16 protein-coding genes are annotated in these 18,949 nt (G+C 53.8%); 3 read left to right on the forward strand and 13 right to left on the reverse strand.

Annotated features, from left to right (window positions below):
• Positions 1–38 precede the first annotated feature (38 nt).
• The 4 genes from RL_RS04210 to RL_RS04225 all read right to left on the reverse strand — a co-directional run bounded on the left by RL_RS04210 (position 39) and on the right by RL_RS04225 (position 6,524).
• A complete protein-coding gene (locus RL_RS04210) occupies positions 39–731 on the reverse strand; it encodes a WbqC family protein (RefSeq protein ID WP_011650551.1) in 693 nt (230 codons plus the stop codon).
• Positions 732–1,336: 605 nt separating this feature from the next.
• Positions 1,337–3,382 (reverse strand): thiol-disulfide oxidoreductase DCC family protein, encoded by a 2,046-nt coding sequence (locus tag RL_RS04215; protein ID WP_017993006.1) that lies wholly within the window; start codon positions 3,380–3,382, stop codon positions 1,337–1,339.
• Positions 3,383–3,564: 182 nt separating this feature from the next.
• Positions 3,565–5,403, reverse strand: coding sequence for a hypothetical protein (locus tag RL_RS04220; protein ID WP_011650553.1), 1,839 nt, complete (start codon positions 5,401–5,403; stop codon positions 3,565–3,567).
• A 410-nt stretch (positions 5,404–5,813) separates the two neighbouring features.
• A complete protein-coding gene (locus RL_RS04225; protein ID WP_011650555.1) occupies positions 5,814–6,524 on the reverse strand; it encodes a class I SAM-dependent methyltransferase in 711 nt (236 codons plus the stop codon).
• A gap of 68 nt (positions 6,525–6,592) precedes the next feature.
• On the opposite strand from RL_RS04225, the gene RL_RS04230 reads away from it, so the two are divergent.
• The 3 genes from RL_RS04230 to RL_RS04240 all read left to right on the forward strand — a co-directional run bounded on the left by RL_RS04230 (position 6,593) and on the right by RL_RS04240 (position 10,224).
• A complete protein-coding gene (locus tag RL_RS04230; protein WP_011650556.1) occupies positions 6,593–6,850 on the forward strand; it encodes a hypothetical protein in 258 nt (85 codons plus the stop codon).
• Positions 6,851–7,019: 169 nt separating this feature from the next.
• Positions 7,020–9,092 (forward strand): polysaccharide biosynthesis protein, encoded by a 2,073-nt coding sequence (locus tag RL_RS04235; protein WP_011650557.1) that lies wholly within the window; start codon positions 7,020–7,022, stop codon positions 9,090–9,092.
• 304 nt (positions 9,093–9,396) lie between these two features.
• Positions 9,397–10,224 (forward strand): Wzz/FepE/Etk N-terminal domain-containing protein, encoded by an 828-nt coding sequence (locus RL_RS04240; protein WP_011650558.1) that lies wholly within the window; start codon positions 9,397–9,399, stop codon positions 10,222–10,224.
• A gap of 4 nt (positions 10,225–10,228) precedes the next feature.
• On the opposite strand, the gene RL_RS04245 is transcribed toward RL_RS04240, so the two are convergent.
• The 9 genes from RL_RS04245 to RL_RS04285 all read right to left on the reverse strand — a co-directional run bounded on the left by RL_RS04245 (position 10,229) and on the right by RL_RS04285 (position 18,931).
• Positions 10,229–11,005, reverse strand: a complete 777-nt coding sequence (locus RL_RS04245; RefSeq protein ID WP_011650559.1) for a glycosyltransferase family 2 protein — start codon at positions 11,003–11,005, stop codon at positions 10,229–10,231.
• Between the two features lie 62 nt (positions 11,006–11,067).
• The gene (locus RL_RS04250; RefSeq protein WP_011650560.1) at positions 11,068–12,240 is read right to left on the reverse strand and encodes a glycosyltransferase; all 1,173 of its coding nucleotides are present in this window, start codon (positions 12,238–12,240) and stop codon (positions 11,068–11,070) included.
• Positions 12,237–13,187 carry an NAD-dependent epimerase/dehydratase family protein gene (locus RL_RS04255; RefSeq protein ID WP_011650561.1) on the reverse strand — a complete coding sequence of 317 codons (951 nt, stop codon included), beginning with the start codon at positions 13,185–13,187 and terminating at the stop codon, positions 12,237–12,239. Before RL_RS04255 ends, RL_RS04250 begins: the two co-directional genes overlap by 4 nt.
• A 9-nt stretch (positions 13,188–13,196) precedes the next feature.
• Complete coding sequence (locus RL_RS04260; RefSeq protein WP_011650562.1) at positions 13,197–14,039, reverse strand: class I SAM-dependent methyltransferase; 843 nt, start codon at positions 14,037–14,039, stop codon at positions 13,197–13,199.
• Positions 14,036–14,629, reverse strand: coding sequence for an acyltransferase (locus RL_RS04265; protein ID WP_011650563.1), 594 nt, complete (start codon positions 14,627–14,629; stop codon positions 14,036–14,038). The genes RL_RS04260 and RL_RS04265 overlap by 4 nt, the downstream gene beginning before the upstream one ends.
• The gene (locus RL_RS04270) at positions 14,626–15,717 is read right to left on the reverse strand and encodes a glycosyltransferase (protein ID WP_011650564.1); all 1,092 of its coding nucleotides are present in this window, start codon (positions 15,715–15,717) and stop codon (positions 14,626–14,628) included. The genes RL_RS04265 and RL_RS04270 overlap by 4 nt, the downstream gene beginning before the upstream one ends.
• Before the next feature lie 8 nt (positions 15,718–15,725).
• Positions 15,726–17,084: an oligosaccharide repeat unit polymerase gene (locus tag RL_RS04275; RefSeq protein ID WP_011650565.1), complete on the reverse strand. Its 1,359-nt coding sequence runs from the start codon at positions 17,082–17,084 to the stop codon at positions 15,726–15,728.
• Entirely contained in the window at positions 17,074–18,234 is a 1,161-nt protein-coding gene (locus RL_RS04280; protein WP_011650566.1) for an N-acetyl sugar amidotransferase, read from the reverse strand. Before RL_RS04280 ends, RL_RS04275 begins: the two co-directional genes overlap by 11 nt.
• Positions 18,227–18,931 (reverse strand): HisA/HisF-related TIM barrel protein, encoded by a 705-nt coding sequence (locus tag RL_RS04285; RefSeq protein WP_244432349.1) that lies wholly within the window; start codon positions 18,929–18,931, stop codon positions 18,227–18,229. The genes RL_RS04280 and RL_RS04285 overlap by 8 nt, the downstream gene beginning before the upstream one ends.
• Positions 18,932–18,949: the final 18 nt, after the last annotated feature.

Consider the following 18,949-nt stretch of genomic DNA (forward strand, 5'->3'; position numbering starts at 1 on the left):
ATTCACTAGCGGACCAGAAATTTGGCGCTGTAAAAGTTTCATTTCAGGTATCTCATGTGATTTCGCGAGTCCCTACCACAATTAAAGAGAAGATCGAGGATCGTCACTCCATGAACGAATTCACCCCAGAGCTGGGGGTATTTAGGATAGCCGGCATAGTCGAACCAGGTAAGCCTAATTCCTCGTTCTTTAAAGACTTCTTCATCTACATAGTCTTTTGCCGCGGGGCCAGATACGTACTCTGTGCCACCCGCTTGAGCACAAAGCGCAGCCAGACGCTCTGTCTTTCCTTCCACTAACGTGTAGTCCCATGAATGGGAAATTACAGTTTCGATTGAGAGATAATTGCAGATTGCTGCAATGAATCGGCGATTGAGCGGCGAAAGGTGACTTGGCGGTTCATTCAGGTAAAGGGGCTCCAGCCACACAGCGATTTCCTCAAAGTGTGCAGCACGACGATAGTTCTGGATCAGGCTCTTCCAATGGGCGCTCGCCCATTCGGTGCCTTCTATCTCAGTTTCTCGGATTTTCTGGTGGTACTTTCCCTTTACCTGAACGGGGACTGTGAGCCATTGAATCCCCTGAGGCGTCTTGATCTGATTGCGATTGCGCCAATCACGTCGCGTATATTGCATGTCGTCGTAGAGGATAAACTCATCCACGGCAGCGATCATATCGAAATAACCCTTCCACGGGATATAGTTTGACTGGACGATAGCCACCTTCTTCACTTCATTTCCTTCGCTCGAATGGCTCGGCAGGCGTTCAAAGCCTCACTCGCTGCCGTCGGTTTGTAAAGCTCTTGAGTGCGGCTGGCATCATAGCCGCCTGCGCCTGCGGCTGCACATCATTGTTTGTTGGGAGATCGTCAACACGCCGGATCGGGGCATCCTGGAATGAGAGGCTGAAAGAAGTCATCAGCGCCTTTCAGTGGGTTCGCCGTGTCTGGTCATAGTATGTGGTGAAAGTTCAAGAAGATTGGCAGCGCCTGCTGATCGTCCATGGGCTGACCAGAGTCTCGGAACAATCAGATGGTATGGTTCGCGTCTTGATGAGCCCCGCGATGATAGGAGGCCGATACGGCGGCGTGCTCCGAAGGAGCTCTGGGTTGAACTGAACCAGTCTCGTCACAGGACAGCAGCTCGACGGTTCGCAGGAGCCGCCGACGAAGGACGATAATCCTCTTGACCACGAGGGTTTTAACAAGAAGCCGGAGCAGATAAAGTCCTTTTGGTCATCGCAGCAAAAACGGTTCAGGATTAGCGAACTCGCCTCCCCAGTCCTGATGAAAGATGATTGTATATGGACAGCCGCCCCTCAAACGTTGACAGTTCCGCTAAAATGTCACTTCGCAAACCAGTCGTCTCTCGCTCGCCATATATTGGCCCCGCAGCAGCAAATCCACGCTGGGTAGCGGCTCCACGTACTGACGATAAATGAGGGTCTCACCGTTTGAATGTTCGTTTTCGCCAAGGTAGCTGACCTGCTGGCGAAACGCTTCAAATTGGCAGCCCTCCTTCCCGATTACGCCGCGCCTGAACGCCACAGTGTTCCCAAAATAGACCCGGTCCGATCTGTGAGCAGCTAGACGTTTCCCGTCCTCGGAGAATATTGGAAGAAGCTGTTCGAAGCCGTCTTTGGTCTTCTTGCTGAGGGTAAACCAGTTCTCAGCCATCCGAAGATCGGTAGAATTAAACACGTCAATTGGACCGACCCCGTAGATACCAGCTGCGTTCGTCGGCGCCGCAACGGATCTCTGGATTTTCCGCAGGACCGTCGGAGGATTCTTCACCAGGTACGGCAGAGGAAGCGAGATAGCAAAGCATGCCAGCAAAATCATTACATGACAAAAGACGGTGGAGATCGGATCACCCGGGACGATGTCCTTGTGGACCATCTGGCCCGTTGGCAACAGCGTATACTCTGGCTTTGGCGTAGGGATTTGACAGACGCCGAACATCCTCGTCCGACGCTCGGCAACGAACCTGTACACTGCCGGTCCGCCCAAATATCGACCGACTATGAGCAACGGATGAAGCGGCAGCAAAAGGAACACGTGCTTCGATAAAAGCACATAGAACTCGTAACCCTTGACGGCATTCCCGCTGCTGACGTCGACAGCGTAAAGGTCCTTTCGTGCATCATCTGGATCGATGCCGACTTCGATAAGCCAAGGAATGTTCTTGGACAACGGCTTAAGGTGGACTCGCCTGAAGAGATCGACGGCCTTTACGAACGTCACCGTTCTATCGCACAGATTGCAGCGGTCATCGTACGCCACCTGCAGCCTGTTTGCGCCACTGATGAATGTCTTGGTCCAAAACAAGGCGGCCAAGAACAGGAACTCGAATTGGGCTAGCCACCCGAGCTGGAGGATGAATAGGCTCAGCCCGAAGAACAGCAAGCCCCATATGATTACATATTTGCGAAACACTCCGCCGAGAAGCACAAACGGAAGCAGCAGAAGATACCACGGCAACATCGCCCAGAGTGATACGCGCGCCAGGAAAACCGGGATCGGGCCTTGCGAAAGCAGCCAGCTAAACTCACTCGAATATCTGGACATGAAGTTATTGGTGAGCAGCAGTGGGCCAGCCGAACCTGACATCCAGGCAGGCTCGGCCAAATGGATCGAAAGCGAGTACAGGCACACGCACCAGTAACAGGCGAGCGTCATCAACTTTGCGAGCTGCAGCCCGGATTCACTTGGCAAACCGTTGTCATAGTAGAACGCTGAGATGACTTTGCACGCGAACGTGCCTCTTTTCATAAGCAGCCGGTCCAGCGAAAAATTCGCTCCGGCGTTTGCGAAAATCAGAAGCACTGAAAGCATCGCTGCGATCCAGTTTCCCAATGTGGATGTGCGGAGTAGTATGTCTCCCATCTGCCACTGAAAAACGATCAGATACACGAGAGTGTACTGCGTCAGCAGACCCGCTGTCACCAAGACGCCGCAGAGCAATCCCATCATGGCAGTCAACCAAATCGATGGCTGCCCCCAATCCGAAGGCTCAAGATAGGAGATCACCCAGAAGGCGCGCTCGATCATGAAGAGCCCAAATACTATTCGGATCAGCGCGAATTTCGGTGCTTCCTCCTCTGGATTTGATACGAAGGCCCCGCGTCTAGCGAGCCAATCCGCAAGACCACTGAGGACGACTGCGGCCTTCACTCTAACTACGGGGTGGATGCCGAGTACGAACAAACCGATCAGCAGCGGGAAAAAGCCGAAAAAGCGATTCGCGAACCAGTCCCAAGTTCCGGTAAGAGCGACCAGGGAAAGAGCAATGATGAATATCAGGCTGGTTACGAGGATCCCTTTGCTGCGGCGCACGTTTGAAAGGGACTCCACGCCCGCTGATATATCCGTCGCATCAACCATGCCCAACCGTCGCCTTCGATTTCTTCGCTAAGTCTCATTAGGGGCGTACCGTTCAGCGGCCTGGAGCTTAGCGCCTCCTGCTTCCATGACCTCTATTCAAGCGAACGCTTACTTTAGAATCGAGCGAAGCTCAAGGCACGACTTCCAAGGGATGTAATTTGACTGGACTATCGCAACTTTCTTCATTCCGCATCCTTATCTCGCAGTGCCTTGCACGCTTTCAGAGTGTCCGCGGGGTTTATCGGCCGATAAAGCTCCTGAACCCGGCTTGCGATGTAACCGCCCGCACCATCAGCGGTGCTCCACGTTCCCGCATGCTTGTAGTTTTGCGGAAACATTGCTCCCATGTCGGCCATGAGTTCTGTCGGAATGCTGCGAGGGCCTGTTGCCTCCACCAGAACCCAAGCTGCGGCGAGTTTTTCACACGACACACGGCCCATCACTGCGGTCGCATATTTCAGGCTGCCGGTGTAGCCGCCAATCATCCAAGCGGCTCCGATGCTTTCGGCGCCCATGGCGTACAGGAGCGTTGGAGATTGACCAGATAGATCGATGACGGGATCGCCTGGTTTGAAACCGCTGTTTTTAGCAGCCATAACCGCATCCGAAATATAGGAAGCATACGCCTTCGATAGTATCAATTCAGATCGATGAGGCCCAAGGTTTATGGGGGAATCGTTGAGCTTGAGCGATTGAGGTTGGCGAAACGGTTGCTCTAGTGCGGTCTGAAGGAGGGTCGCCGTCACCGCTTGGGCGGCAAGGACGAGGGGTAACAAAAACGACCAATTTGATCGTTCACGAGCAATTGGGCTAAGTAGTACAATGCCGGCCAGCAGCCAAAAAAAACCCGCTTGTATCCCACTTTCCCAATAATTAACGTTTGTCCCAAAGGCATACATATGCGGGGTTATCAAAAAGAGACACGCGATGCTCCAGTGCGCCACCGATAAGCCCTTGAATGGTCTCGGCCTGCCAAAGGCTAGGCCTGCGAGCGCTGCAGCATAGACGACGCCGAAAAATGACAACCCTTGAAACTGCCCCAGCTCTGCAACCTTAGGGATCTGGCCAAATACGAGGAGCGCCGTCACGAGGAAGAGGCTGACCGCAGCGATCAGGGATACAATCACGCTCACGGATCGTCGCGACAAGAAACCCCAGACGGCAATAAACGTTGCTAGGAATACGAGTTGGGTAAGTAGTTTATCTTTGCCGTTCAGCCAGAAACTATCGATGCGCAAAAGTTCGGTGAATGTGTGGCCGCCACCGAGATATTGTCCAAACTCAAGTCCTAGCTGTAGCCGTTCCACAAACTTCCGAAGGGAGCCATCGATTACGAATGCGCTGAGCAGAAGTGGGACGACCGCACTGGTGATGGCAAGTAAGAGCAGACGCAGCTGGAACTTTTTGGAAACGATCAGGTAGACCAGGGTGCCCACAGCCAGTGCGCCTGCAGTGCTTGGCTTGGCCATGAAGGCCAGCCAGCCACCTGCGCCGATCAACATCGAGCCTGCAACGCTCCGCCAGTTCCATGCTGGTTCAAACATGAGCATACCGATGCTCGTCACCAGCAAAGACTGAAGTGCCAAGCTATAATAGCTGGGCGTTAGAAGCCACGAGTCGAACAGGGCAAAAACACTAGTTGCCAGTCCAGCCGCGGCAGCGCACAGGACGACATCATTCGCTCTTGATTCGGGTGCGACTGCCACGAGAAGTGTATGTGCCAGCCCCCCAGCCAAAGCGAATGTGACGAGTATGTTGGCCTGCCTTAATGCCGCAATGTCCCCGCCGAGCAAAACATACAGAGGATGATACACAAATCCGAACTGCGTGATCGAAAAATCATAGATGAACGGGTTAGATATCGACACCAGATGAAAGCCTTCATCGGTGAACTCGATCCCGTAGGAGCTATATTTGAGCACCCAGCCGAGGATCAACATTGTTGCTGCTAGCGTCAGGCCAGTCATCGCGTGACTGGAGCCTGCGACAGGGGCGCTTTTATAATTCTCACTCAGCGCCATATTGGACTGCTCGCTGCTTATTTCTGGATCGCCTTCGATTAAGCGACCCTGTCACGGTTGTGGTTAAAGTCGTCTTAGATCACTTTTCACGTGATATAAAACCGCTTTTTCATGCTGAGGTCCAAGCTAGCTTTTTTCACCTCTCCAATTTCAATCCGACCGTTGATGTAAGCTGCAAATTGGGAACCAACTGATTCAGCCCACGCGTCTCGCTCCCCACGGGTCGCCGTGCTTGCTCTGATCATCGACGGTGTTGTGGACGAATAGGCAAGTGCCGGGTTCCCGGTTCGCTCTGTCCCGGTGAACAACTTCTACAACGCCACGACGGATTGCGATGAGGACGGCATCCACCCGCACACGATCGGGCATCTGAACTATGCGTGCGCCTATATATCGGAAATCCACATCCTCTAGGCGGAGCAGAGAGCCCCGGCCATATACACCATGTTCCGCGCAGCAGTCTTCGGAGCCAATTTCAGGAAATTCTGCCGGATCTGATACTTCAGCCACCCCTTTGCCTTACCGGCAAGGTGCTGCTCGTATTCAATGTCATGTGGGAACACCATGAGGCGCTCCACCTTAAAACCGCATGTCTTCAGCAGGTTTTCGAAAGAGCCGGGGGTGTAGAAGTTGATATGCCCATACGGGCCGGATTCGCGGATCGACTTGTCTAGGTTCCGCGTCAGCTCCAAGGGCACCTCGATATAGAGCTTCCGGCTCACCCGTCTGGCCTCGTAGAGGAACATACGCTCATGCTCGACATGCTCAAGGACATGGATGGCAAGCGCGAGATCAAAGGCTTTGCCCGGGTGGGGGATCTTGTAGCCATCGAACTGATCAACTGAAGCCAAGTTCTTGATGCGCCGGTTGCTTATCGCGTCCAGCCCTGATTTCGAGATTTCCACGGCTGCGAACTGCTTTGCAAAGGCAGAATTGCTCAACTCGGAAAGAACCGCACCTTCGCCGGCGCCGATGTCGACAACCGAGTTGAACGTCTGGCCTTCCGTGATTTTGCGTATGTGCCCGACAGACTGCCGCGCAGCTATGGCTCGTTTCTCCGAGACTGAGCCGTCTGCGTAATACCCCTCGTACATCTCGAGTATTTCGGTGCTGCTGTTCATCTCGTCCTCCGGAGCAGTGAGAGGGCATCGATACACCACAAAGTGAAATCCCACAATCTGGAGCTCCCATGCTCGTCAGCAACTGGCGCGCGGTGGTCAAGCATGCCTGGTCAATCAGGTTCATGGTCCTGGCCCTGCTCTGCATCATCATCGAGCCGATCTACACCTTCTTCGCCGCCACATGGGTCGCGAAGAACATCTACATCCAACTTGGGATGTCGGCGGTCACCGGCCTCTTGGCCGTCGCCGCTATCATCGCCCGCATCTTCGTTCAACAGAAAGTCTCTGGAGACCTCGCCAATGGCAAGCCGCCTCAAGAAGGGTAGCGCGATTGCTGCTGCCTGCATCGCCGTCGTCAGCACCTTCGAAGGGCTGCGAACTGTCGCCTATCGAGATCCGAGGGAAGACCTTGATTTCCGATTATTTCAGTTGCGCTCGTTGCAGAAAATGACAAGAAGGTGGTTGTCTGATTGATCCGCGAGACGCTGGTAAGCAATGCCCGAAAATACCCCCACTGAGACGCCGCGCTCAGGATGGTTCTTAATGCCGATGCAAGCGCTCGTCGCCCCTCTGCTGGCGATGCCGCGGGTTGCCAAACGCGCTCTGGCCTTGCTGCTGGATTCCAGCTTTTGTGTTCTGACCATCTGGCTCGCCTATTGCTTCCGCCTCAACGAATGGACGGTGCTGACCGGTGTGCAGTGGCTGCCGGTCTTCGTTTCACTGTGCATGGCCCTTCCCATCTTCATCGTCATGGGCATGTATCGGGCGATCTTCCGTTATGCCAATATGGCTGCTTTCATAACTGTTCTGAAGGCGATTGCGATCTACGGCGTCGCCTTTATGACGATATTTACAGCCCTCAGCGTCCCCGGTGTTCCGAGAACCGTCGGCATCCTCCAGCCCTTCCTGCTGTTGATTGCGATCGGGCTGTCGAGGTTAAGTATCCGCTACTGGCTCGGGGATGCCTACCAGCGCATCCTTCACAAGAATATGCTCGCCAAGGTGCTGATCTACGGGGCAGGGACGGCCGGGCGGCAATTGGCCGGTGCCTTGATCAACAGTGCCGAACTCAATGTCGTCGGCTATCTGGATGATGATCCGCGTCTCAAGGGCGGCGTCATGGGTGGTTTGCCGATCTACGACCCCTCGGATCTTCCGGTGCTTGCCGAATCTCTCGGCGTGCACAACGTGCTTCTTGCTCTTCCCTCCGCATCGCGGCAGCGTCGCAACGAAATCCTGGAGCACATCCGTAAAGCCAGGGTCAATGTTCGCACGTTGCCGGATCTCACTGCCCTGGCTCAGGGACGCATCGCCGTCTCCGACATCCGAGAGCTGGAGATCGAAGATCTGCTCGGAAGAGAAGCGGTCGCGCCGCGCCAGGAGCTACTCGACAAGTCGATGCGCAACAAGGTGGTGATGGTCACCGGTGCCGGCGGCTCGATCGGCGGCGAGTTATGCCGTCAGATTTTGCGCACCGGGCCTTCCAGCCTCATCCTCATCGATCAGAACGAGTTTGCGCTTTATAATATCCATGCCGAATTGCAGAAGCTGGCCGAACTGTACAAGCATGAAAATATGCAGATCGTTCCGATTCTGTGTTCTGTCCGCGATCAGGATCGCATGGAACATGTCATGCAGAGCTGGCGACCTCAGACACTCTATCATGCAGCCGCTTACAAGCATGTTCCCCTTGTCGAACACAATGCCGTGGAAGGCATCAAGAACAATGTGATGGGTACGCTGGTCGCGGCGCGCGCGGCGAATAAATGCGGCGTCTCGAATTTCGTGCTGATCAGTACAGACAAAGCCGTGCGTCCGACAAATGTGATGGGCGCCAGCAAGAGGTTGGCAGAGATGGTTCTGCAGGCGCTCGCAGCAGAATCGGCGACCGACAGAATGCGAACGAATTTCTCCATGGTCCGTTTCGGAAACGTCCTCGGCTCCTCCGGATCCGTCGTGCCGCTGTTTCGGCAGCAGATCAAGGAGGGCGGCCCGGTGACACTGACACATCCTGATATAACCCGCTATTTCATGACCATTTCGGAGGCTTCTCAACTCGTCATTCAGGCCGGCGCGATGGCGGAGGGGGGAGATGTCTTCCTGCTCGACATGGGAGAGCCGGTTCGCATCGCCGATCTCGCCCGCAAGATGGTCGAGCTTTCCGGGCTGGCCGTCCGCGACGAAGACAATCCCGAAGGCGATATCGAGCTGTCCGTTACCGGTCTTCGTCCCGGCGAGAAGCTCTTTGAAGAGCTGTTGATCGGGGATAATCCGAAAACAACCGAACATCCCCGGATTATGAAGGCGCGCGAGGATTTCCTGTTGTGGCCGGAGCTTTTGAAAAAGCTCAACGCGCTCAATGCGGTATTGGATCGGAACGATATGATCGCTGCACGTGCGATACTAGCGAAGCTTGTTTCCGGCTATTCGTCAACCGGCGAGGTCTCGGATCTGGCTTTCACCGGCACCTTAAAACCAACAACGCGGCTTAAGACACCCAAGGTCGGCGAGCCCACGTCGACGAATGTTGCTGCGAGTGACAAAGCGCGGTGGGTGCAGCAGCCGTAAAAGATCAGCACGACGAGTTAGGCGGAGATAGGTTCCAGAGCTGTTTGATCAAACATGATAAGCTCCCGCTATGATGTTGCTGACGGCGAGAAGCGGAGCGAGCATAATCGCTAGCTCAAGGACCGATTCAGGTATTTTTTCCAGGCCTCGTCACGGCCTAAGGAAGCATGGCATCGCGATATGCGCTGGATGTGATTTTTTCATGATTGACATTGCAGGGCCAATAAGATTGAAGCGACATTTAGGCCTGCTGTTGTGAAATTTTTTGCTAATTTTGAGCCTACGGTGGATTCTGAAAGCTGAGATGATGGAACAGAGATCATTTGACGAGGAAATTAATCTCTTTTCTGTTGTTTCCTTCCTACGAAGGGGCATCGGCACCATTGCTTTGTGCTGTTCCATCGGAGCTATATTAGCAGGCATTTTCCTGTGGCGTAGCCAACCCTTTTATCAAGCCTCAGCACAACTCGTGCTTGCGGCTTCGTCCAATCCAACGCAACTAGACCCTGATGCAGTCGCTCTTGTGGAGCCTCGTGAGCATGTTACTTTTCGTCTACGATCTCCATCAGCTTTCGATCAGCAGACCGTCTCCGCGTGCTCCGACGGCGGCCCGGTAACCGCCGAACAGATTTCGCAAAATGTGAGGGTGACGGCACCATCAGTTCCCAGTGACGTCATCGAGATTTCCTTTACCGCCCCAGCCGCTGAATTGGCACGGCAGTGCGTCGCCGCGATCGTGCGGGGGATTCAAGAACAGCAGACGTTGGTTGCGTCCATCAGCTTGGAACATCTGAAATCTCAAATCAGGTCACTGCAGGATCAACTCGTGGAAAATTCGAAGCTCCTGAAGGAGGCGCAGGATTCCGGATGGCAGCAGGCAATATATCTCGCGACACGCGACGATGCGATCGCATTACGTAAGGACATTGCCGACTTGACGGGTAAACTAGAATTAAGCAAGCCTGCAACTCTGCTTTCCCCAATTTACGCTCCATCAAATGCCGCCTCTCCGACCAAGATAACTATTCTGACTGCAGGTCTCTTTGTCGGGTTCGTTATCGGCGTTCTAGTCAACCTTCTTAAAAGCGCATACCTCAGGCATCGAAATCGCCGTAGCCGGTCGAACGGCTAATGCGTTAGCGCACCTTAAGCAAGGCCGCACGAAGTACCTGCATGCCCCGCGATATAAGCTTCCTAGAGAAGAAATGTACTGGGCTGGCTCTCAACCCGTGAGTTTCAAGCGCACGTAGAATTTCCTTGTTTTGCCGCAGGATATTCTTCCAGCTGCGATTTGTAGTGCCGCCCATTCGCATCTTCACCATTATGCCGGGCAGGTATTTCGACTTGATACAGTGGCGTTCTAGAAAGCGCATCATTAATTCTACGTCAGCAGCAATCCTATAACTAAGGTCAAATGACCCAAGGCGCTCGTAGACCTCGCGCCGAACAAAGAAGGTTGGATGAGGCGGGCACCAGCCTTCTTCGAAAGCCTTAGGTACAAAAGGCGAAGAGCGCCAGTCGCGCACTATCGTTGAGGTATCATTTTGCCGAACATAGCAGAGATCCCCGTAACATGCTTCCAAGGCCGGATCCCGGAACGCCTCCGCGACCTTTGCCAGAGCGCCCGGCATGTAGAAGTCATCCCCATTGATGAAGCCGATAACTTCGCCGGTCGCAAGACTTATTCCTTTATTCATGGCATCATAGATGCCGAAGTCCTCTTCGGAAACCAGGCGCGTAATAACATCGCGGCGTTCGTTGATCCGATCAAGCGTGCGGTCCTTTGAGAGTCCGTCGACGACGATATACTCCATATTTGGGTAGTTTTGAGCGCGAACGGATTCGATCGTATCAGCAATCGTGGCTTCGTTGTTGAAGACAACGGTGATGATTGAAATTTTCGGTTCGCGCATTCACACTTACTTTCGTAGCTGGTGGGTAGAGGCGAGGTCCCCGGGCCTTCTTCGGTGGTTTGCTACCGGCGTTTGGCGGCAGCCTGTTGAACAAGCGCATGGAAATCAGTGATGAAACGGTTGACGCGTTCATTAGCGAAGGCCTGTGCCTTCGCCGCCCGTTCGAACAGAATATCCGGCGAAGACAGATTTGCCGGAGCAAGTGCGTCTGCAAGCGCCTGCGCGTCATGGCGATCGAAAAATACGGCGGCTTCGCCCGCTTGTTCCCTGTTGACGTCCAAATCAGACAAAATCAACGGCACGCCCCACGACAGGGCCTCTTCGACTGTCGTGCTCCACCCTTCGAAGAGAGATGGATTCAGCAAGGCCATACTAGCGGTTGCGAGTGGAGCAAGATCGCCATATGGGATAAGACCGAGAAGAATGAAGTTCGAGGAGAGACCGGAACTGTCGATAGCAGCCTTCACACGCGGAAAATAAGAGGGGTCGCGCGGATCAGACTGACTGCCACATGCTACGACAGTAACGTCTTGACCGCGGCGACGGAGGATCGTCAATGCCTCCACGACAAGAAGATGGTTCTTGTGCTGCCAGAACTGGTTGGGAAGGAAGATATACCGCTCAGGCAGTCCATATTTGTCGGCAAGAGCACGAGCAGCCGCAGGAACAATTACTCCCTTGGGCGGCACCGCAAACCTGACGACGTGTGTGCGCCCCCGGGAGGACGGATAGAAAACTTCGCACGAGACGCGCGAGTCTTCACTGCTCAACATGATCTCGCGTTTTCCCAGGACCTGAATTCTAAACCCTATATCGCGTTTCCAGTAGCCAAGCTTACTGAAGAGATGGGGGAGGAAGCGGTGCTGGAAATCTGGGATCCAGGCAATAGCGGGGATGCCGAGATTGAAACCAAAAAATTGAGCCACCTCAAATACGACATCTATCCGGTGAGTTCTAAACAGCTTACGCACACGCCAGTCGGCGCCGGTGACAAGACCGGTGAGCAGAGATCTGAAGCTCCTGGATCTGTTAAAGAGCGGGCTACGGACCACCTCAACGCAATTCAGAGCCGCAAATGGAGTTATATCTTCTTCATCGACGTCGGTTCCAAAGAACATAACGGGCGTAAGAGCTCTGCTCTGATCAGCGGACAGCAGCCTAGCGAGATTTATCAGATAGTTATAACCGCCGGTCCAGTTTTTTCCGCCGATCATCGTAAAGGCAATACGGGTCATGATCTCACACCGGATTCCGATCGAAACCACCTGACATAGCCTGAGAGGCCTTCCATCAAATCCTTTTGCCACTCGAACCCGAGGGCTGCGAGCTGCTCGGATTGGGCTATCAGGCTTTGAGGGTCGCCAGCTCTTGCTTTACCCGAAAATTCAATCCTGGCTTCCAAATTAGCATCGACCGCCCATGCTTGGGCAATGCCTTCAACGATCGCACGAACATTGGTGCCGCGGCCGGTGCCGATATTGATAACTTTTGGCGAGGGGTTCGCCTCGGTGTGGATAAGCGACAGCGCGCGCACGACGTCGGTCACCGCCGTCCAGTCTCTAAGCTCGTTGCCACTGCCGCCGAGAAGGAGTCGCTCAGGATGAACCTCGAGCTGGGAGCAAACGTCCCAGAGCAATTGCTTGCGTAATCCCTCCCCATAAACTGAAAACAGACGACCGATCACGACCTTTAACTCGTAGCTCTCGCAATAGGAGATGCAGAGAGATTCCATTATATGCTTGTGATGACCGTATGGAGAGAAGGGGTTGGGTTTCGCCGTCTCAGCTATCTGACCTATGTGGCCTGCCCCGTAAACAGCAGCGCTAGAAACCGCCACTAAGCTGCTTTTAGGGGCCTCCAGTCTCAGCCATTCAAGCAGTTCAATGGTCGAGCTGACCGTGCGGTGGAAATCTTCGCGAGGATTTGCGATTGCTGCTCCGACCGACGAGCCCCCCGCAAGATGGTACACAATGTCCACCGTCCCAAACTGCTGTTGAATCAACCGAAGATTGGGGATATCGACCCCACCGTTATGCCAAGAAACCAGCCCCCAGCGTTGGGCATGAAGCGGTGACCAGGTACCGTGCCCAAGGCCGAATACGGAGTTCCCGGCAAGTGCAAGCGACTTTGCCAGATATCTTCCGATAAATCCGTGAGCGCCTGTGATTAATATACGAGCCATTCTTTTTCTTTATTGGGGCCGCGTGGCGACGAACGAATACAGCCGGCCCGGCCGCCGATCGAATTTTGCTGCGATATGCGAGAAGATCGTCCAGACTGACCGAGAACTCAAAAGCGCTGGAGCGGCTCTTGCGAAGAGCGGCAATCGCATGGCAATCTGCGCCTTCAACTCCGCCGGAGTGTAGGGGGCGAAGTTGATCTCGCTCTCCAGCGGCATAAGGAGCTTGTCCATCTTGAAACCGGCCGAAACTATAGAGTTCTGATACTCCTTCAGAAGAAAGGCGTTTTCCCCTCCATAGAGTTTGTGCAGGGGATGGCGATCCAGAAAGATCGGCAAATCGCGTTCGCTCGATATCACATGTTCGCGAACTGCGATGAAGCGCCCGCCGGGCTTGAGCACTCGAAAGAATTCACGACACGCGGCCGACAGATCGGAGGTGTGATGCAGAACGGCTCTGGCAAAGACCACATCGAAGGCATTGTCGGAGAATGGGAGCCTTTCGGAAAACTCCTCGGCGATCGAAATGGGAAGATGAACTTCATTGAAGAGGGCACGAATTGCACCAGCACCCACGAGGTCGCTCGCGTCGGGCTCCAGTGCCGTTACTTCAAAACCTTCCTTGGCCAGAGCATAGCTGGCAATACCACGACCGGCGCCGATATCGACTGCAGTTCCTGGCGCCTGCGGGAGAAATTCGCGGATGGCACCCCACTCGCCGCTCCGCCAATACCGCTCGGCCGCCTGCAGAATCGGATCGTCGTAGTAGGCATCGAGCACCAGCTTTTGCTGGTCAGGCTGTTGCCGAAGCCACTGGACGGCTGCTTCCCACGTGTCCAATTTTGTTGCCGTCATGGTTGACCTTCTGTCTCTTTTTGCGTCGGCTTGAGATTCCGAATTATGCGAGCGGGGTTACCGGCGACGACGGTGTAAGGGGGGACATCGCGCGTGACAACAGCATGGGCTCCAATAACTGCCCCGTCGCCGACTGTCACCCCCTTCAGGATACTCACGCCAAAACCAATCCACACCTTGTTTTGAATAAACACTGGCTTGATGGAAACCCCGGTCCAATCCTTCTTTCCTAAGCCCCAATCGGTCACATCGTTCTTGCGCAATTCCCAGTCGAGAGAATGAGAATCATGATCCACGATTGTCACTCCCCATGAGATGATGACATCGTTTCCAATCGTAATTCCGGAATGGCATACCAGGTGACTGGCACCAATATAGCAGCGATCGCCAATGCTGATGCGGCCGCGGGGATCATCGAAGCTGATATTGCAATTGATGATACAGTTCTCGCCGATCTTCACATTGCCTCCGCGAACGGATCGCAATACCAGCCAACGGACATTGCTACCACTCCCAACGACAAATTTGCTCCGCTTGCGAGCCAACCATCCCGCCGCCATGTTTGCGATCGTGGTCAGGCTAAGCTTCATGCGCTTGCAGCCAGCCGTTGGAAGTTAAGCCATTGGGCACGCTTGTTGTACACGGTTCGTACAGTACGGGTTCCTTCGTTGGCTAACGCCTGGAGGCGCTCCGGTTCCCGAAGCAGATTTACAATTGTCCGCGCCGCGGATTCTGCATCTTCATATGTTACCATGCTGATATTATTGACCATCCCCTCAGGATAAACACCGGAGTCCGAGACCATTAGCGCACCGCATCCTAGCGCCTCCCAGCATCGCATATTTCCCCTGTCCGTTCCCGCCATATCCACGGCGCCATTTAGAACAATTTTCGCCTGCGAAATCGCTTCATAAAGCTCACGTCCGAAGAGTGGGGTACGGGACACTGCACGAATATTCTTCGGACGTCTGTGCTTCCCAAGCGGCAGAAGCCAACCAATCGGGCTCTCAGCAAGCCTAGTCAATCGCGATCGATCAAGGTGGTAGTAAACTTTAAAATCCCTTCGAATAGCCGAAACGGCTTGCAGTATCTCTGCACGCCGACGATGGTGACGGCTATAGCCGCCGACAAAAAGCACATCGATTGGCCGGTCTCGATTTTCGGCATAGCTATCCATTGCCGGATCATGGGCTGGTGCAAAATATTCCGCGCGCCAGCCAAGCTTCCGATAACCATCCAATATGACAGGAAAGTTGCAGACGATCAAATCGTAGGCGCCGAAGTCGGTATTGCCGGAAGGCGCCGCTCGCCACATGATTGACTTCCGAACGCAGCCAGGAAGTTTGCGGACGAAGTCGTTCCCGTATCGCATCGGATCCGAATTATAAAATATCTCGGTGCGGTGATGTTCGATCTGGCTCAGCAAGATCTGCTCCATGTCGGAGGTGGCGGGCAAACCATTTTCTACCGCCCAGTATCGTTGAAGTATCTCGTCATCGCCGTTCGTAAAGAAGATGTCTGGAGAGGTCTCCATTACCGGTTGCAGTATATGGCAAGCGCCATAGCGATCATCCAGAAAAAGAGCCAATCTGTCTGAAAAACTTCTCGCATCAACTGCAAGCATATCAAGCCGCCGCATATAAGCAGCATATACCCCGGAATTTTGAAAAACGCGCATATTGGGTTCTATACCGATCCGAGGTGGACAAGATGCTCTTGTCCACCGTCGTTCTTTTCTGGCACCCACTTCATGGCGCTGGATAGCGCTAGCACTAATGGAACAACCAAAACCAAACCGCCGGTCATCATCGCGGTTTGAAGTGCGGTCGAAAGCATGACGAATATTCCATAGTGGCCGAGAGCCAGCCCCGCAATCGTTGCGACGGTCTTCCCTCGTTTCACTATCAGCTGGATATCTAGCAAGCGGATAAAAAATCCGGCGAATAGCGAAAATAGAAGGACACCCATCCAAGAGAAGTCGGCCCAGGCATCGGCGATAAACATCGCTGTCGAGGTGGAACCTTCCACGCCACGATGGACGGCGCCGACCAGTAGATAGGTTGGTTGGCTGGGTTGACCGGTCAGAGAGCCGACCAGCCAACTGAACTTACTACCCCAACCATAGGGGAGAACACTTGGAATTGCAGTATAATACTCAAGCAAGCTCTCATTCGGGATCATGAATATCCGGTAAAAGAGAAAGTCGAGTGCGTCACCGACACCGTGTAATTCACGAATGGCAATAAGTACCATCGCTCCGAACAGAAGTACGCCAAAAAGAATAAATCTGATCGCCATCCCCAACGGCAAATCTAAAGATTTTCTAAGATGTTCAACGACTAGCAACTGCAGCATAAATATCGCCAGTGGTGCCTTGCTTAGAGTTGAGGCCTTGGCCAACATAACGGCGATTATAAAAGCCCAAGCGATCGCTCTCAGTTTCATTGACCGCTGTCTTATCGCTATAAAGCAGCAAAAGGCACAGAACGGAAGCACATTGGAGACCAGGAGATTGAAAAGATAGAAGCGGCTTCCACCCGACTCTCGTCGCATCGCAATTTTCGCGACCTCACTTACATCTGAAATAAAGTAGACGATAGTTTTGGGTATGTTGTTTTCTAACACAACAACCGCCAAAATGATAAGGAGTCCGATTGTTGAAATAAGCTCGACGCGTTGAGCGACGCCTTCAGATATGCGGACAGGCCGAGTACGCCAGGAATGCAGAGCAGCGTGGATCTGCTGATGACTAATGCCAAACGCGAAATCTGCCAACCCTATACCGAGAGTAATGCAGACAATTGAAATGGCAAGTGAGAGATCCAGTGCGCCTATGGCATCATTATAGGGGGCAGCAGACATGATTGTCTCGAAGAACTTGGTCTGAGGACCCCATACTCGAGTGTAATATAGATACATAGGGCCATGAAGCGTGAGCATGAGGCCTAAAAATACTGACGAAAGCGTCAGATTGATACCCACCTTCCAAATGTAGAAGCCCACCGACAGTGTGACAGCCATTGCGAAGACGAGGCTAGTCGACATCAGCTGCCTCTACGGTTGCGCTACGTGACGGCAGCAAAATTCGAGTCACCTTACGCAGGCGCAAAAGCGCTTTATGAAGCCACATGCCGTTCGGAAAATTACTGTGCGGTACTGGCGGTGCCTCGATATACCATTGGAGCTCCTCCGGCTTCAATCCCAGTTTTTTGGCCACGAACTTTGTTTCCCTGCGGGCATCCTGAACGGAGATGATGGGCGTTGAAATTTCGCGCAGCGCCTCCTCCCGTGTCATTTGTCCGGCAACAATCAAACTTGAAAGATGAAGCCGTCTTTTGTCAAAGTTAAATTTTCTCGGAAGATAGATATCCTGGTAGAATTTGGTGAATCTGGATTCACTGTGTTTGCCACCGTAGTCACGCCACCCATATTCGCGCTGAAGCTCAGTGCGCGCCTCTTCTTTATTGTAGTCGATGTAGTTGAGCGGACGGTGAATGGTGAGTTGCCGGCGGACGCGGGTAAGCCAAATATACTCAAGAGGGCTCATGAAGGGATAGGTCGTGAGCTTCAAGGAGCCGAAGCGTTTTTGAATCGCGCTCGCATGCGTTCCGTCAATCGACGGATAGCCAAAGCCGCGGGGTATCACCGATTCTGACGCGAAGTTTACGCCGCTGAGGAAGTGACGAATGCCGAATTTAGCTGCTGTCCTATAGAGGGTGGAAAAGAATGCATGATCTTGCGGGATGTCCTGATTGAGGACAGAAGCCTTCATAAACGCAATCTGCAGATCGCGCATCTCCTGCCACTCGATTACATACGTGTGAAGGTCGAGATCGAGTTTTCGGACAAGAATTTCAATATTGTGGACGGCGGGCTCGGAATTCCAACCGCCGTCGACATGGACCGCCAGAAGACGAAGACCATGCTTTCGGGCGGCGAGATGCGCAAGAAACGCGCTGTCAATTCCACCGCTAAGCCCGACCATTGCGTCGTATGGCTTACCTGCGCCTTCTTCCTTCAATGTGGCGATCAATCGCCGCATTCGTATGTCGCCTTCGGGGCCGGTCCACCACTCGTGCGGCTTGCGATTCAGCGCATCACGACAGCAGTTACATTGGCCGTTTGCGTCAAACACGATCGACGGGTTGGAATTGTCCATGACGCAAAATGAGCAAACTCGCGACGCGTTATCCATGAGCACCTTGCTCCGCTTCCTCCAAAATTTCTGGTGCAGGGTAGCTTATAAGAACTGCCCTTAGCCGACCGATAAAGGTGAAGGCGCTCCCCGAGGCCGCGGCGGAAGCGCCGGCATGAAGGCCTTCCATCAGGTGGGCGACGTCTCCGGCGCCACCCAAGGCAACGACCGGAATGCTCAGCTTTCGGGTAATCGACTGGATCAACTCAAGATCATATCCGTTGCGGGTGCCGTCGAGAGTTTTCGACTGAAGAATTATTTCGCCAACGCCGGCATCCTGCAACCTCAGGCAGAATTCTATCGGCTCTTGCCTCGCACCGCTTGAAGCGTAGCAGCTCGCCGCCGCGCCGCGACCGTCTACGTCGACACAGGCAACCAGAGCCTGGCTGCCCATATCGGCAGCGATCGCTCCCACCAGTTGCGAATTGCGCGCGCCTTGACCGAGTACAAACTTCTCGACGCCGGAGCGGTTAAGTTCCTCGCACTGCTTAAGCTCGGTGATGCCGCCGCCATATGCCAAAGGCATGAAACATTCGGTTGCGAGTTCGCGAACGAAGCCGAGGTCAGGACCTCGCCCCGTACGCGTGGCGTCGATATCGAGAATGCAGATCTCGTCGACTTCCTTTTCGTTGAACAGGCGAACAACATTGAAGGGATCGCCGACGTAGGTGCGCTCGCCAAACTCTATCGTTTTCACCAGCCGACGCTTCTGATC

The sequence above is a fragment of the Rhizobium johnstonii 3841 genome, from assembly GCF_000009265.1.
Taxonomy (GTDB): domain Bacteria; phylum Pseudomonadota; class Alphaproteobacteria; order Rhizobiales; family Rhizobiaceae; genus Rhizobium; species Rhizobium acaciae.